Below are 15402 nucleotides of genomic sequence, written 5' to 3' on the forward strand. Positions count from 1 at the left end.
GAAATGCTGAACTACAGAAAAATGAAACCGGTATTATTGGCTGTTATATGCCTGCTCTCTTTCACCGGAAGCCGCGCACAAACGCCGCCACAGAATCAGCAACAACGGTTTGAAGAAGCGAACAAACTCTTTAACCAGAGCAAGTTTACAGAAGCTGCCAGGCTTTACCAGCAGTTGCTGGATGAAGGTCATACGCAGAAGGCACTTTACTTTAATGCCGGCAATGCCTGGTACAAAGCAGGTAAAACCGGGCAGGCTGTTTATAACTATGAGAAAGCATTGCAGTTGTCGCCCAATGACGCTGCGGTGAAACATAACCTCGCTATTGCCAATCAGAAAGTAAATGGTTTTGTGGAAGAGCTGCCGATGGTATTTTTCCAGCAATGGTGGTTACAATTGCAACATCTTCATAAAGCCAACGGCTGGGCTATTGGCACCATCCTGCTTTTCTGGTTGTTTATTGCCGCCATTATGCTCAATGTATATACCCCCGGATGGGGAAATAAATTTTTGCGCTGGGGCACTTATGTGTTGGGAGTATTGTGTGCCTTATACCTGATCATGTCTGTAGATACTTACCTGTGGTCCAACAACCATGAAGCGGGTGTTGTAATGAACGGTAACATCAGGGCCAAAACGTCGCCTGATGAAAACAGCAAGGATGCCTTTGAAGTGGGAGAGGGCATGAAAGTGCGTATCACCGATGCCACACGCGACTTCTGTAAGATTGAACTGGCCGATGGGAAAAACGGCTGGATCAGTTGTAACTATATCAGGCGGTTATAGTCTTTCGATCCTTTGCAGGAAGTCCTGTTTCTTGTCCCGTGCCAGCGGAACGCTGTAGCCATCGGACATAATGATCTCCCCGCCATCTCCTTTAATATATTTCTCCATAAAAGACAGGTTGATAAGGAAGCTGCTGTGTACGCGGAAAAATCCTTTATCTGCGAGCCATTGCTCCATTTCCACGAGCGTGCGGCATACCATTACGGGCTTTTCCGGCTCCTGTAAATGCAACCGGGTTTGCATGCCCGCACCTTTGCAATAAATAATGTTCTTTGCAACTACCATGCGCAGTCCGTCTGACGTGGGCAATGCCAGCCGTTCGTCCTGGTTGAGGTGCTGTTGCAGAAAGCGGAGAAGGTCTTCTACTTTTCCGGCGGTAATAACGGTGGATTGGGTGCTGGCTTTTTCCACTGCGTCTTTTAATTCCTGGCTATCGATGGGTTTGAGAAGATAATCTAACGCACTGTGATGAATAGCCTGCAGGGCATACTGATCATAGGCAGTGATGAAAATAACGGCAAAGGAGTGATATTCACTGGCTTCCAGCACCTGAAAACCATCCATTCCCGGCATTTCGATATCCAGGAATACCAGTTCAGGATGTAGTTCATGAATGGCAGTCAGGGCTTCAGGACCACTGCTGCAAACGGCTTGTACAGAAACTTGCGGGCAATATCTCTCCAGCATCATGTGCAGCGCATCCCGACTATGCTTCTCGTCGTCCACGATAATGGTACGCATTTGAGATCAGATTAATGAAAGGTGGTTTCAGATTTACTGTTGTGGAAAGTATATGGTCATTGATTCTATTAATCCATGTAGAAATTAAGCAATTTGCCGGACATTTCCAATTCAGGCTATCCGGCCAGGGACTGCCGGGCGGCAACATGTTGCATGCTGATAATAAGGCGGTTACCGGAGGGTTCACGCTCTTCGTCATACATCTGCAGGGATTTGATGCTGGCCTGCATGTGATATTTCTCGCTCATCATGTACAGCCGTTCCGAAGCGATATCGATGCCGGAGGCCTGCCGTTCGCCGGTGCTGTCGAGCATTTCAGTGATCAGTATCCCATTATCTTCCAGCTGGATCTGGAGCCGGTCATTTTCTTTGGAGATGGTGATCCGGAGCAGTCCGCCTGATTTTTCGGGGCGCAGCAGGATCCTGTGCCAGATGGCATATTGCACATAGGGTTGGATGATCAGGGGAGGGACGAGGGTAAACTGCCGGTTTACTTCCGGCATTATGATGAGCTGGTAATCGAACTGTTCATCAAAGCGCAACTGTTCCAGCTGTATATACAGTTCCAGGGCATCCAGTTCATCCTGCAGGGAAATCCATTCTTTATTGAAATTACCGATCATGAGGCGCATGAGGCGCGAAAAGCGGGTGAGATAAAGGGAGGCCATGTCCGTACTGGTGGTAAGGATGTAGTGGTGAATAGCATTGAGGCTATTAAAAATAAAATGAGGGTCCATCTGCGCCTGGAAAGCATGTAGCTCCAGGTTAATCAACGCATGGTTCTTGGTGATTTCTTTCGCTGAGGCTCTCCTGATTCTTCTTTCCCGCAGGGTAAAAAATACTATTAGGGTAACGAGACTTAACAAAAAAAACAGCCAGAAGGGCCACTCCGCAGCAAAGACGATATCGGTATAATGTGTCACTAACTAGGTTTATAGGAAGTACTTCTCTACGCTTATAAGCTCAATAAATATCGGCTAATTAATCTCCACTATAAAGTGGGATTTACTACGAGGTCGGATTTTAAAGGAAACTGGGGAGAATGAGGTGAAAAGTGGCTGTTTGCTACAGGCATTTAGCCTTTAGCAAATACAGCAAAGATGGTTATACTTATCTACTGCTGCATTTGCCAAACGGCTGGTATTTAGGCTTCCGTAAACTTATAGCCCACTCCTCTTACGGAGTGGAAATAGCGGGAATTCCGGCTATCTTCTTCAAAATACTTGCGGAAATTGAGGATAAAGTTGTCGATGGTCCTGGTAGTAGGATATACGTTATAACCCCAAACCACCTGGAGGATTTTTTCGCGGGTAACTACTTCGCCCTTATTTTCGATGAGCAGTTTCAGCAGCATGGCTTCTTTCTTACTCAGTTCGTAGTGTTTTCCATCTTTACCAACGCATTCCTGCGCGGCAAAGTCGATTACATTATCGCCGAAGCGGTATACGTTGGGTACGCTGTCTTTGTCCTGGATCTTTTTATTTTTTACGATGAGTTTTTCCACCCTTAACAGGAGTTCTTCCAGGTTAAAGGGTTTAGTCATATAGTCATCGCCGCCCTTTTTGAGGCCCAGCACGCGATCGGCGCTGCTGTTTTTGGCGCTCAGGAAAAGGATGGGGATTTCATTATTCTGAATACGGATGTTTTCGCATACCGCGATACCATCCATTTCAGGCAGCATAATGTCCAGTATAATGAGATCGAAATATTCGTTTTTTACTGCTTTGAGAGCAGCAGTGCCGTTGTCCACTGCGGTGACCTCGTAACCTTCCAGCTCCAGGTTCAGCTTCAGGGCTTCCTGGAGATTTTCTTCATCCTCCACCAGCAGTATTGATGCCTTTGTCGCTTCCTTCATGTGTTATTGTTTGATTTTACATCGAATCCGGATTCCGGTATTCATCAATCCGTCATCTAATTTACGCCGTTTGAACGGAATATTCAGGCCATGATATTTCAAAGCAGCTGCCGGCAGGTACATTGTCTTTTACTTCAATGCGTCCGTGGTGCTGTTCCACGATTTTAGCGGTCAGGAACAGGCCCAGTCCGGAGCCTTTAGCCTTGCGGGTATTTTCGTTACCCACACGGTAAAATTTCAGGAAGATCCTGCTTTTCTCTTCTTCCGGGATGCCCGGGCCTTCGTCGATCACCTGTAATTTCAGTTGCTGGTTACTTTCAAATAGTTTTACAGAGATGGTGGTATTTTTCGGGGCATATTTCGCGGCATTCTCCACCAGGTTGCTTAGTACAATTTGTAAAGTCAGCTTATCGCCGTCCATCCATACGTCCGGTAAAATATCCGCGATGATCTGATGGGTACCAATGCGGCCATCGAGGTCTTTGATACTGTTTTCTATCAGGGCTGAAAAATCCAGCGGTTCTTTAAACACCTCGTATTTATGTGTTTCCAGTTGCGCCGCCAGCAGGATGTTGTTGCACAGCTGGTCGAGGCGGTTGGTTTCACGGATCGTATTATTGATCAGTTTCAGTTGTTTTTCTTCGTCGAGTTTATGTTTACGGATGGTTTCGAGATTCAGTTTGGCGGCAGCGATGGGTGATTTCAGTTCATGTGTTACCGCCATCATAAAATTCTGTTGCTGCCTGCTGAGCTTCATATATTTCCATACAGCCCGGTATACAAAGAGTGCGCCGAGTAAAATGATCCCTAAAAAGATGAGGCCCTCGCCCAGGTATTTAAAAGAGCGCATGCGCTCTTCTTTGTTGATCCGCTCCAGTTGCAGCTGATGTTCTACTGGTTGTGCGAGGCTGTCTACCCGCAAAGAAAGATTTTGTTGTTCAAAGCGGCGGATCTGTTCACTTTGTCTGAACAGCAAAATGCCCCACCAAACCAGTGCGGCAATTGTGTACGCCATTACTAAAAAATAAACGAAGGAAACGGATTTCCCTTCCTGCATTTTATTGGAAATTCTTTTCATCATGGCCTTGTGCCGGCTTTCTCAATCCGCAAGCCAACATTCATTACATGGGGGAGCGGATTTTGCCGCATATTTTGTTCAAAGGTAAATTTATAGGTCCCTGGTTTATTAAAAACAGCCCGTTGCTGAATGAAAATACGGTGTTCATAAATATCATCCAGTCCGGTACCGGACCATTTGCCTGTTACATCTGCGAGCGGCAGTTCCACCCGTTGTTCCTTTATGGTACTGTCACCGGGATACTGTGTACCTACCAGTAACCAGATATTACTGTATGGATAAGCATCCGTATGCCTCACGTTCACGCAGATATTGTAAAGGTACGCAGTATCTTCCGGTTGTATTTTTACTTCAAAAGACGGTTTATAATCATATGCCCACTCATGCCTGGGGATCTCCAGGTTTTTCTCGTAAGTGTCCATTTTAGGCGGCATGCAGGCGGCAGCCAAAAGTAACAAGCCTGCTGTGGCCAGGAAAAGTTTGTTCATACGGTATTCGCCTTACTATAAAACGTTTAATACTTGTTCTTTGGCTTTTTCCAGTTCATCTTTCATCAGCACCACCCATTGCTGTATACCGGCATCATTGGCTTTGGAACCGGTAGTGTTGATTTCACGGCCTATTTCCTGTAACACAAACCCCAGTTTCTTGCCTTTGGCAGAGTCACTGTCTTTCAGTATTTCCGTGAAATAACGGAGGTGGTTTTCCAGGCGGGAGAGTTCTTCAGAGATATCCAGTTTTTCCAGATAGAAGATCAGTTCCTGTTCCAGGCGGTTGCCATCCACATTTTCTTTTCCTACATGCTCGGCCAGCAATCCTTCGAGGCGCTGACGGATACGGTCTTTACGGAGCGGGTCCAGTTCGCGGACCTTCTGCATATAGCTATCGATGTTTTCTATGCGTAACTTCAGATCGGCTTCCAGCATGAGGCCTTCATCCTGGCGATGTGTATCCAGGTCGATCAGGGCTTCACGCAGTGTATCTTCCACATCTTTCCATTCTTCTTCGGTCATTTGCTCTGAAGCCGGACTTACCACTTCCGGTAATTTCATCAGCACGTTGAGCATATCTCCCTGGGGAAGTTCCAGCTGGTTGGCCAGCATGGTGATAGACTGGTAATAATATTTTGCAAGGTCTGTATTGATCACAACCGGGCGGGTGGCGCCATTCTGGCGGATATTGATCGTTGCATCAAGGGTGCCGCGCTGCAACGTTTGCTGCATTAGGGTACGGATGTCAAATTCATAGGGTCTTAACAAAGGAGAAAACTTCAGATTCACCTCAAACTGCTTTCCATTCAGCGATTTGATCTCCACTACGATACTAGTTTCGCCTCTTGCGCTTTCTGCCCTTCCGAAGCCGGTCATTGATTTCAGCATAATAGAAATTTGTAGGTGACAAACCTAGTTAAAAAAGCTGAAAGCATAAAGCTTAAAGCAAAAAGCGGGTGCAGGAGGACGGGAGCTGCAGCCCCACCTCAGAGGCGCGACTATGCCAATAGTGCGCTGAGAGCCGCCATCACTACTTTGCCCTTAACTTTAACTTCCTGTAGATCTCTTCTTTGCTCATCTCCACCATCTCTCCTGATTGCATGCCTGCAATGGTGATATCTTCCATGCGGTAACGGACAAGCCTCAACGTAGGAAAGCCAACGGCGGCAGTCATCCGTCGCACCTGCCTGTTTTTGCCTTCCTGCAGCACCATCCTGATCCATGGTGCGGGAATACTTTTACGGAAACGGATGGGCGGGTTCCGTGGCGGCAACAACGGTTCTTCCTCAAATATTTCTGCCCGGCACCGTTTGGTGCGGTACATCTTACCATCTACATTGATCTGCACCCCTGCCGCCAGCTGCTCCACCGCCTCCGCAGTTACGGCGCCATCCACCTGCACCCAGTACTCCCGTTCATGGGCATGCTGCGGCAATAGCAGTTGCTGGTTCAATGTCTTATCATTTGTAAGGATCAGCAGCCCTTCGCTGTCGTAATCCAGGCGCCCTACGGGATATACATCCGAAGGAACCTTAAAATAATCCGCCAGGCAGGCCTTGTTACCTTCCGGTGTAAACCGGGTTAACACTTCATATGGTTTATATATAATATAATAATAAAGAGACACGAATGCTTTTGCTTTGGTTAAGGAGCCGTAAATTAGTACTTTTGCAAATTGATTATGGCTACATCGTTCCACAATCCTTCATGTCATCATTGCAAGGATCGCTTCTCATCAATATTCTGCAAGGCGGAACAATGCAATCTCGATCAGATTGCAGAAGCCAAAGTATGCTCCGTATACAGGAAAGGACAGGTTATCTTCCATGAAGGAGCCTATCCCTTCGGTGTGTACTGCGTAAACGACGGTAAAATAAAGCTCTCGCACAGTGGTGATGACGGCCGGGAACAGATTATACGCCTGGTCAAAGACGGCGATATCATGGGCTACAAAGCCCTGCTGAGCAACGAAAGGTACACTGCTACCGCCACAGCCCTCGAAGATTCTTCTATCTGCTTTATACCTAAAGACCTGTTTCTCAATATTCTGCAGAAAGATGCATCCCTGTCATTTGAAATGATGCGCATCTTATCGAGCGAACTGCGCAAAGCCGAATTGAAAATAACCCACCTGGCACAAAAGCCGGTACGGGAACGCCTCGCAGAAACCCTGCTTTTTATCAAAGAAACTTACGGACTGGAAGCAGATGGCCACACCCTCAGCGTACGCCTCTCCCGTGAAGAAATTGCCAACCTCGTAGGCACAGCCACAGAATCCGCTATCAGGCTGCTTTCTGAATTCAAAAAAGATGGCATGATAGAACTGGAAGGCAAAAAGATCCGCCTGCTTGACCTGGCCGAGATTATCAGAACTGCAAACCTGCAGGAGTAGCCCCAATCCTGACAAATATCATATTCCCGCTTGACGCATATCATTGCGCCCTTCTGCCGCGACCGGTACTTTTGCAATAACACAACTATTGACTGATGGCCGTTTCTTCGCATGTTCAAACCAATACCACCTGCTATCACTGCGGGGAAAACTGTACTGACAACGATATCACCCTGCAGGATAAAGTATTCTGCTGTATGGGATGCAAAACGGTATACGAAATACTGAACCAATACGACCTTTGTGAATACTACCATCTTAACAGCAAACCTGGTATCAGTCAGCGGGTAGCCGTGCGAAGCGATAAGTTTGCTTTCCTCGATGACGAAAAAATAGCGCAACAACTCTATCTATTCAGGGATGATACCCACACGCATGTTTCCTTTTACATCCCGCAAATCCATTGCAGTTCCTGTTTATGGCTGCTGGAAAACCTGCACCGGCTGGAGAAAGAGGTACAGCGGGTCACCGTTAATTTTAGTAAGAAAGAGGTATTGATCATCTACTCACATACCGGCACCTCTTTAAGAAGGGTGGCAGAAATATTAACCGCTATCGGGTATGAACCGTACATCAGCCTGCAGGATCTGCAACGCAAAAAACCGGCGGTTAACCGGCAGCTGGTATACCAGCTGGGCGTGGTGGGTTTTTGCTTCGGCAATATCATGTTGCTGAGTTTTCCCGATTATTTTGCCAGCGCCGGTGGTCTTGATGAAATATTTAACCGCCTGTTCCGGTATATGAACCTGGTGCTGGCATTGCCGGTATTGCTTTATAGCGCACAGGCATTTTATAAACCGGCCCGGAACGGGTTAAAGCATGGATTCCTCAATATAGACGTGCCTATTGTGCTCGCCATCTTCGTTACTTTTATACGCAGCTTTGTGGAAGTAATTAACGGTCAGCCGGGGTATTTTGATTCCATGACAGGCATCGTATTTTTTATGCTGATAGGAAGAATATTACAGGATAAAACTTACCAGGGGCTTTCGTTTGACCGGGATTATACTGCCTATTTTCCTATAGCCGTAAGCGTTATAAGGGAAGATAAAGAAATTCCTACCACGCTTCCTGAGCTGAAAACCGGCGATACCATCCGTATTCACAACAATGAACTGGTACCGGCAGATGGCATTATTGTAAGAGGGAAAGCCCTGATAGATTACAGCTTTGTAACCGGAGAATCGGTGCCGGTCAGCAAATCGATCGGGGAAATTATTTATGCCGGCGGCAGACAGCTTAATGGTAACCTCGAAATACTTACCATTAAAGAGGTAGCGCAGAGTTACCTGACCAGCTTATGGAACCGTGATGAACTGAAAAATAAAGCGGAAAAACAAGTGTCTTTTGTTCACCTGCTCAGCCGCTATTTTACGTGGGCGGTGTTGTTGATTGCAGCTGCTACTGCCGCTTACTGGTGGGTGAATGAACCTGCGCGTGTATGGCCTGCTGTTACCGCCATCCTGATCATTGCCTGCCCCTGTGCCCTGCTGCTGGCATCTTCATTTACCAACGGACATATTTTAAGAATCCTCAGCCGGCACCGGTTTTACCTGCGTAATGCACAAGCCATTGAAAACATGGCCAACGCCACACATATTGTATTCGACAAAACCGGCACACTCACCGGCAAAACAGGCAGCTCCGTTATCTACTACGGCAATGCGCTTACACCTATACAGGAAGTGATGATAGCTACCCTTGCAGCGCAGTCCACCCATCCTTTAAGCCGGGCCATTGTTCAGTATTGCGGGGATCCCGCATCGCGGCATATCCACGACTTCCAGCACTTTACAGGCAAAGGTGTATGCGGATGGGTAGATGGATTTTTTATCCGGCTGGGCAATGCAGGCTTCACGGGCGCACACCACAAAAGTGAGCAGGAAGGAAGCGTGGTGTACGTATCTATCAACGAAAAACTGTACGGATTATTTACTATCCGCAGCAGCTACCGGAACGGTTTACGGCAACTGATGCAGCAGCTGCAAACTTCTTACCCATTATCTGTACTATCAGGAGATAATAATCATACGCTCCCGCAATTAGGTCGGTTGATGGGCAACGATGCCACCCTTCTTTTTGAGCAACAACCGGCAGATAAACTCGCTTACATTATCTCCCTCCAAAAAAAAGGAAAAAAGGTAATGATGATTGGTGATGGATTAAATGATGCCGGTGCGCTGAAACAAAGTGATATTGGTATTTCATTAACAGAAGACAGCAACAACTTTACGCCTGCCAGCGATGGTATACTGCATGCGGATCAACTGCCTTTGCTGTTTTCTTTCATCCGCTTATGCAAAGCCAACAAGCGTATTATCCTCTTTAGTTTTGTATTGTCGCTCCTCTATAACATCACCGGTTTATACTTTGCGGTGCAGGGAATTTTATCGCCGCTGGTAGCCGCTGTCCTGATGCCAGCCAGCTCTATCAGCATTATCCTGATCACTTTCGGTTGCAGCGAATGGCAGGGCAAAAAGCTTTACAGCAATGCACTACAGCAAATGAATGATAAAAGTCATATTCCTGATTGAGTAAAGTCATAGTAGTAAAGGTGCACTACTGTTACCTTTGCTATCACATGAAACATACACAATAAATCTAAGCCCAACCTCAGATAAGCCCGGATGAAATGGGCGTGTAAACAGCCGCTGAAAAGGCTGTTTACACGCAACGGGTGAGGCATGCCGGAAAAGAAGTATGGTATTACATCACAATACACCATCCATGAAAGGAATGAACGTAATGCAGATAGCGGGAAATGAAAAAGTGAAGAGTTGTGCTATCCTGAAAACAAAACGCTTTGATGCCACCCTGCTCATTATGCAGCAGGGGCACCAGATTCCGCCGCATACATCGCCGGCCCATGCCATGATCCTTATACTGGAAGGGAGGATCGCATTTATGCTCAACGAAGAAATAACCATCCTGGAATCCGGCGATGTTTTTTCCTTTGGCGCCAACGAAATACATGCCCTGCAGGCGTTGGAAACAGCCAGGTTTATTCTCATTAAATAAATAGCCATGAGCGTTATCATCATTTTACTCGGTGCTAGTTTACTGGTAGCCATAGGGTTCCTGGCAGCATTTATCTGGTCAGTAAAAAACGGGCAGTTTGAAGATGATTTTTCACCGGCGCACCGCATCCTCTTCGAGGACAAGCCAGATAACGTTAACGAATAAACGCATTTATCAACACCTTTAAATACCACTATGTCACTCGAAAAATTTTATTACGACAACCGCACGGTGAAATGGTTTGCCTACGCTTGTATGTTCTGGGGGCTGATAGGCATGCTGGCCGGTTTATGGGCAGCGCTGGAGCTGGCGATCCCCGGCCTTAACATGGGATTTGCCCCCATTACTTTTGGCAGGTTAAGACCCGTACATACCAATGCCGTCATCTTTGCATTTGTGGGCAATGGTATTTTCATGGGAGTATATTATTCCCTGCAACGGCTTTGTAAAGCCCGCATGTTCAGTGATCTGCTGAGTAAAATACATTTCTGGGGCTGGCAGGCCATCATCGCCGGCGGCGCCCTCACCCTGTTCCTGGGCTACACTACCGGCAAAGAATATGCAGAGCTGGAATGGCCCTTTGATATTGCCATCACCCTTATCTGGGTAGTGTTTGGCGCCAACATGCTGGGTACTATCCTGCGCAGGCGCGAATCACATTTATACGTAGCTATCTGGTTCTATATCGGCACCTGGGTAGCTATTGCCATGCTACATATTATTAACTCTTTCGAATTCCCTTTATCCCTGTTCAAGAGTTACAGCTGGTATGCGGGTGTACAGGATGCGCTGGTACAGTGGTGGTACGGACATAATGCGGTGGCGTTTTTTCTCACCACGCCTTACCTGGGGCTGATGTACTATTTTGTACCTAAGGCCGCCAACAGGCCGGTGTACTCGTATCGCTGGTCCATCATCCACTTCTGGTCGCTGATATTTATTTATATCTGGGCCGGCCCGCATCACCTGCTGTACACCGCTTTGCCCGAATGGGCCCAATCGTTGGGAACGGCTTTCAGCATTATGCTGATCGCTCCATCCTGGGGTGGTATGCTCAACGGCCTGCTGACCCTGCGCGGCGCCTGGGACCGGGTGAGGGAGGATGCTATCCTTAAATTTTTTGTGGTAGCGCTTACCTGTTACGGTATGGCCACTTTTGAAGGACCGATGCTGTCACTGAAAAATGTGAATGCCATCAGTCATTACACCGACTGGACCATTGCACACGTTCACGTTGGCGCATTGGGCTGGAATGGGTTCCTCACATTTGGTATCCTTTACTGGATGATCCCGCGCATTTTTGGTACGCAGCTTTTCTCCCGCAAATTGGCCAATACGCATTTCTGGATCGGTACACTGGGCATTATCTTTTATGTAATCCCGCTTTACTGGGCGGCATTTACACAGAGTATGATGTGGAAACAGTTTACCGAAGAAGGACAACTGAAGTACCAGTTCATGGAAACAGTTACCACCATTGTTCCGATGTATGCGCTGCGTGCGGTAGGTGGCATGTTGTATATCAGCGGCCTGATACTGATGATTGTAAACCTTACCAGAACAATCCGCAAAGGTGCATTTATTGCCAACGAAGCAGCGGAAGCACCTGCATTACCCAAAGAGATTGTTACACATGGTAAAGCGCACTGGCACAACTGGATAGAACGCCGCCCTATACAACTGGTGGTATTCAGTTTGGTAGTGGTAGCCGTTGGCGGCCTGCTGGAAATGATGCCCACCTTCCTGATCCGCAGCAATATTCCTACTATCAGCAGCGTAAAACCATATACGCCGCTGGAATTACACGGTCGCGATATTTACCTGAGAGAAGGTTGCTACAACTGCCACTCACAGATGATCCGTCCATTCCGGGATGAAGTGGCCCGCTATGGCGAATACTCCAAAGCCGGCGAATTTATATACGACCATCCTTTCCAATGGGGTTCCAAACGTACGGGTCCCGATCTGGCGCGTATTGGCGGCAAGTATCCGGACTCCTGGCACTTTAATCACATGCTCGATCCTACATCCATGTCGCCGGGTTCTATTATGCCTGCTTATCCCTGGCTCTTTGAAGAAAGAGTGGATAAAAGTAAAACGCCGGCCATGATTAACGTGATGCGGAAACTGGGGGTACCTTATGCAGCCGGCTACGAGCAACAGGCTATTGCCGACCTGGAGAAACAGGCACAGGGCATTGCCGCATCCCTGCAAAAGGATAAGCTGCCCATTAAAGCAGATCGTGAAATTATTGCATTAATAGCCTACCTGCAAAGGATGGGGAAAGATATTAAGTCGGCCCCAAAACCTGCACCGGTAGCCAATAACACTGAATTCTAAACCGCAACGTCATGAAGTTCATTAATTACCTGGGATCTATAGCCGGTATCAGTATTTACCCGATGGCATCGCTGCTGTTGTTTACCACTTTTTTTGTGGCGGCCTCGCTATGGGCTTTTAAAGCCGATAAGAAAATGGTGGATCATATCAGCCGTATTCCTTTAGATAATGACGACACAAATGCCCAATAAAAGAAAAACAATGAATAAACAGTTTATACAGCTACTCACCGGCGGTTTATTATGCAGTATCCCTGCCTTTGCAGATGGCGGAGCGGGGACCCCTTCAGAATTATCTGACCCGGTAGCCCTGGTATTACTGGTGGTAGCAGGAGGACTATTACTGGCTATCGGCATCCTGGCCAATGCGGTGCTGGGCGCTATGGATATTTTCAGGGAAAAGATGAAGAAAGATGCCGGTAAAGCTTTAATAACTGGTGGTGTTGTTATGCTGTCACTCCTGAGCAGCAACGCTTTTGCACAAACGGCCACTACTGCTGCCAGTCCTTATTTTACGAGGCTGTCGCAAACTTCTTTCTACCTGCTGATATCAGTTATTATACTGGAACTGGCGGTGATCATCAGTCTTTTATTCCTGTTGCGCTACCTGGTGGGTATCAAAAGAAAACGTACACCCGCGAAAGCAGTGGCGCCTGGTAAACCCCGGGTATCATGGCTGGAAAAAATCAATAAAACACGGACCGTGGATGCGGTGGCAGAAGCAGAGGAAGACATGGGCCATGATTTTGATGGCATCCATGAACTCAATAACCCTACACCTCCCTGGTGGAAATGGGGATTTGTATTCACCGTTTGCTTTGGCATCGTATACTTCTGGCGTACAGAAGTTACTCACTCGGCGCCCAGCCAGCTGGAAGAGCTGGCGGCAGAAGAAGAAAAAGCGGCTGTTGCCAAACAGGAATACCTGAAAAAAGCCGCCAATAACATCGATGAAAACAATGTAGTCATGCTCACCGATCCGGCTGATATCGCTGCCGGGCAAAAGATGTTCGTTTCCAACTGCGCGCCTTGTCATGGCCCGCAGGGACAGGGTGTAGTAGGGCCCAATCTCACCGACGACTACTGGCTGCATGGCGGCAAACTCAATGACGTGTTTAAAACAATAAAATACGGCGTGGCCGATAAAGGAATGAAATCCTGGCAGGAAGATTTTTCGCCCAAACAACTGGCGCAGGTAGCCTGCTATATCAAAACGTTACGCGGCACTAATCCGCCGAATGCCAAAGAACCACAGGGACAGAAAGAATAAAGCAGCAGTTATGGCTAACAGCACCTTCAGAGATACAATAGCTACCGTTGACGGGCAAGGCAAACGCAACTGGATATACGCAAAGCAGCCGAAAGGCCGCTGGTATAATATCCGCAGTTGGGTGAGTCTCCTGTATTTTAGTGTTTTCTTCAGCCTGCCGTTTATTTCCATAAATGGCCGGCCTTTATTTATGCTGAATGTGGTGGAGGGAAAGTTTATCCTTTGGGGCGCCATCTTCTGGCCGCAGGACTTCTTCATTTTCGGGCTGGCTATGCTGGCATTCATTCTTTTTATTGTAGTGTTTACGATGGCCTTTGGAAGGCTCTTCTGCGGGTGGATGTGCCCACAAACCATTTTTATGGAGCTGTTATTCCGCCGCCTGGAATACTGGATAGAGGGAGATGCCGCTGCGCAAAAAATGCTGCAGCAGTCGCCATGGAATACCAATAAAATCATGCGGAAAACAGGGAAGCACATTGCCTTCTATGCCCTGTCATTTCTCATTGCCAATATATTCCTCTCCTATGTCATCGGGGCTAAAGCGCTGGGTAAGATCATCACCGAGCCGTTATCTGCACACACCGGCGGCTTTATCGCCATCATCATGTTCTCAGGCGTGTTCTATGGCGTATTTGCCTTTATGAGGGAGCAGATCTGCACGATTGTATGTCCGTATGGCCGTTTGCAGGGGGTATTGCTGGACAGGAACTCCATTTTGGTGGCGTACGATTACGAAAGGGGAGAGCCCCGTGGAAAGTTCCGTAAAGACGATTCCAGGGCACACGGCGATTGCATCGACTGTATGCAGTGCGTGAAGGTTTGCCCTACGGGAATAGATATACGGAACGGCACCCAGCTGGAGTGTGTGAACTGCACCGCCTGTATTGATGCATGCGATTTCATGATGGAACAAACCGGCCGGCCGAAAGGACTGATCCGGTATGCTTCCGAAAACGGCATCGCCAGCAAACAAAAGCTGCGGTTTACGCCGCGGCTCAAAGTATACTCCGGGGTATTGGTGGTATTGCTCACTGCCATCAGCTTTATGCTGGGCAGCCGGAAACCGGTGAGCGGCACTATTATGCGCACAGCAGGTATGTTGTACCAGGAAAGAGGCGCTGATAGCTTGTCGAACCTGTACCGTATTAAACTCCTCAATAAAACCGGCCGGGATATTCCGCTCGGGTTGAAACTGGAAAACGAAAACGGAGTGGTGTCCATGATAGGCAATGCCGTGATTCATATAAAGGCCGAAGGGCAGGGGGAGGGTACTTTCTTTATTGTATTGCCCAAAGCTTCCGTGCATCAGCGTAAGTCAACTTTATACATCGGGCTGTATGAACACAACAAAAGGATTACCCGTTTACGCACCACGTTTTTAGGACCGGTACAATAATAAGACAGCTCATTCACATCTTAAAAAATTATTACC

Annotated in this window: 16 protein-coding genes; 9 read left to right on the forward strand and 7 right to left on the reverse strand. The window is 47.6% G+C overall.

Annotation, left to right across the window (positions count from 1 at the left end; genetic code table 11):
• The first annotated feature begins 3 nt into the window (after positions 1–3).
• Positions 4–786 (forward strand): tetratricopeptide repeat protein, encoded by a 783-nt coding sequence (locus QFZ48_RS10510; protein ID WP_429062208.1) that lies wholly within the window; start codon positions 4–6, stop codon positions 784–786.
• On the opposite strand, the gene QFZ48_RS10515 is transcribed toward QFZ48_RS10510, so the two are convergent.
• The 7 genes from QFZ48_RS10515 to QFZ48_RS10545 form a co-directional block, all read right to left on the reverse strand.
• Positions 781–1527 carry a LytR/AlgR family response regulator transcription factor gene (locus QFZ48_RS10515; RefSeq protein ID WP_429043301.1) on the reverse strand — a complete coding sequence of 249 codons (747 nt, stop codon included), beginning with the start codon at positions 1525–1527 and terminating at the stop codon, positions 781–783. The two genes, QFZ48_RS10510 and QFZ48_RS10515, sit on opposite strands and share 6 nt — an antisense overlap.
• A gap of 116 nt (positions 1528–1643) precedes the next feature.
• Complete coding sequence (locus QFZ48_RS10520; protein ID WP_429062209.1) at positions 1644–2450, reverse strand: sensor histidine kinase; 807 nt, start codon at positions 2448–2450, stop codon at positions 1644–1646.
• 221 nt (positions 2451–2671) lie between these two features.
• Positions 2672–3382 carry a response regulator transcription factor gene (locus tag QFZ48_RS10525; RefSeq protein ID WP_079471554.1) on the reverse strand — a complete coding sequence of 237 codons (711 nt, stop codon included), beginning with the start codon at positions 3380–3382 and terminating at the stop codon, positions 2672–2674.
• 61 nt (positions 3383–3443) lie between these two features.
• Positions 3444–4463 carry a sensor histidine kinase gene (locus QFZ48_RS10530; protein WP_370908938.1) on the reverse strand — a complete coding sequence of 340 codons (1020 nt, stop codon included), beginning with the start codon at positions 4461–4463 and terminating at the stop codon, positions 3444–3446.
• Positions 4460–4948, reverse strand: coding sequence for a gliding motility lipoprotein GldH (locus tag QFZ48_RS10535; RefSeq protein WP_429043293.1), 489 nt, complete (start codon positions 4946–4948; stop codon positions 4460–4462). Before QFZ48_RS10535 ends, QFZ48_RS10530 begins: the two co-directional genes overlap by 4 nt.
• 15 nt (positions 4949–4963) lie before the next feature.
• Positions 4964–5839, reverse strand: coding sequence for a YicC/YloC family endoribonuclease (locus QFZ48_RS10540; protein WP_429062211.1), 876 nt, complete (start codon positions 5837–5839; stop codon positions 4964–4966).
• Positions 5840–5981: 142 nt separating this feature from the next.
• The gene (locus QFZ48_RS10545) at positions 5982–6578 is read right to left on the reverse strand and encodes a pseudouridine synthase (protein WP_429043287.1); all 597 of its coding nucleotides are present in this window, start codon (positions 6576–6578) and stop codon (positions 5982–5984) included.
• A gap of 54 nt (positions 6579–6632) precedes the next feature.
• On the opposite strand from QFZ48_RS10545, the gene QFZ48_RS10550 reads away from it, so the two are divergent.
• From QFZ48_RS10550 to ccoG, 8 genes are all read left to right on the forward strand, one after another.
• Positions 6633–7343 carry a Crp/Fnr family transcriptional regulator gene (locus tag QFZ48_RS10550; protein WP_429043284.1) on the forward strand — a complete coding sequence of 237 codons (711 nt, stop codon included), beginning with the start codon at positions 6633–6635 and terminating at the stop codon, positions 7341–7343.
• A 95-nt stretch (positions 7344–7438) separates the two neighbouring features.
• Complete coding sequence (locus QFZ48_RS10555; protein WP_429062213.1) at positions 7439–9877, forward strand: heavy metal translocating P-type ATPase; 2439 nt, start codon at positions 7439–7441, stop codon at positions 9875–9877.
• Positions 9878–10070: 193 nt separating this feature from the next.
• Complete coding sequence (locus QFZ48_RS10560) at positions 10071–10361, forward strand: cupin domain-containing protein (RefSeq protein ID WP_429062214.1); 291 nt, start codon at positions 10071–10073, stop codon at positions 10359–10361.
• A gap of 6 nt (positions 10362–10367) precedes the next feature.
• Entirely contained in the window at positions 10368–10526 is a 159-nt protein-coding gene (ccoS, locus tag QFZ48_RS10565; RefSeq protein WP_429043275.1) for a cbb3-type cytochrome oxidase assembly protein CcoS, read from the forward strand.
• Between the two features lie 30 nt (positions 10527–10556).
• On the forward strand, positions 10557–12701 hold the full coding sequence (gene ccoN / locus QFZ48_RS10570) for a cytochrome-c oxidase, cbb3-type subunit I (protein WP_429062216.1): 2145 nt from the start codon (positions 10557–10559) through the stop codon (positions 12699–12701).
• An 11-nt stretch (positions 12702–12712) separates the two neighbouring features.
• Entirely contained in the window at positions 12713–12892 is a 180-nt protein-coding gene (locus QFZ48_RS10575) for a CcoQ/FixQ family Cbb3-type cytochrome c oxidase assembly chaperone (RefSeq protein WP_370908929.1), read from the forward strand.
• Between the two features lie 10 nt (positions 12893–12902).
• Complete coding sequence (locus QFZ48_RS10580) at positions 12903–13970, forward strand: cbb3-type cytochrome c oxidase N-terminal domain-containing protein (protein ID WP_429043269.1); 1068 nt, start codon at positions 12903–12905, stop codon at positions 13968–13970.
• Entirely contained in the window at positions 13939–15366 is a 1428-nt protein-coding gene (gene ccoG, locus QFZ48_RS10585; protein ID WP_429062218.1) for a cytochrome c oxidase accessory protein CcoG, read from the forward strand. Before QFZ48_RS10580 ends, ccoG begins: the two co-directional genes overlap by 32 nt.
• Positions 15367–15402: the final 36 nt, after the last annotated feature.

The sequence above is a fragment of the Chitinophaga sp. W2I13 genome (assembly GCF_050434005.1).
Taxonomy (GTDB): domain Bacteria; phylum Bacteroidota; class Bacteroidia; order Chitinophagales; family Chitinophagaceae; genus Chitinophaga.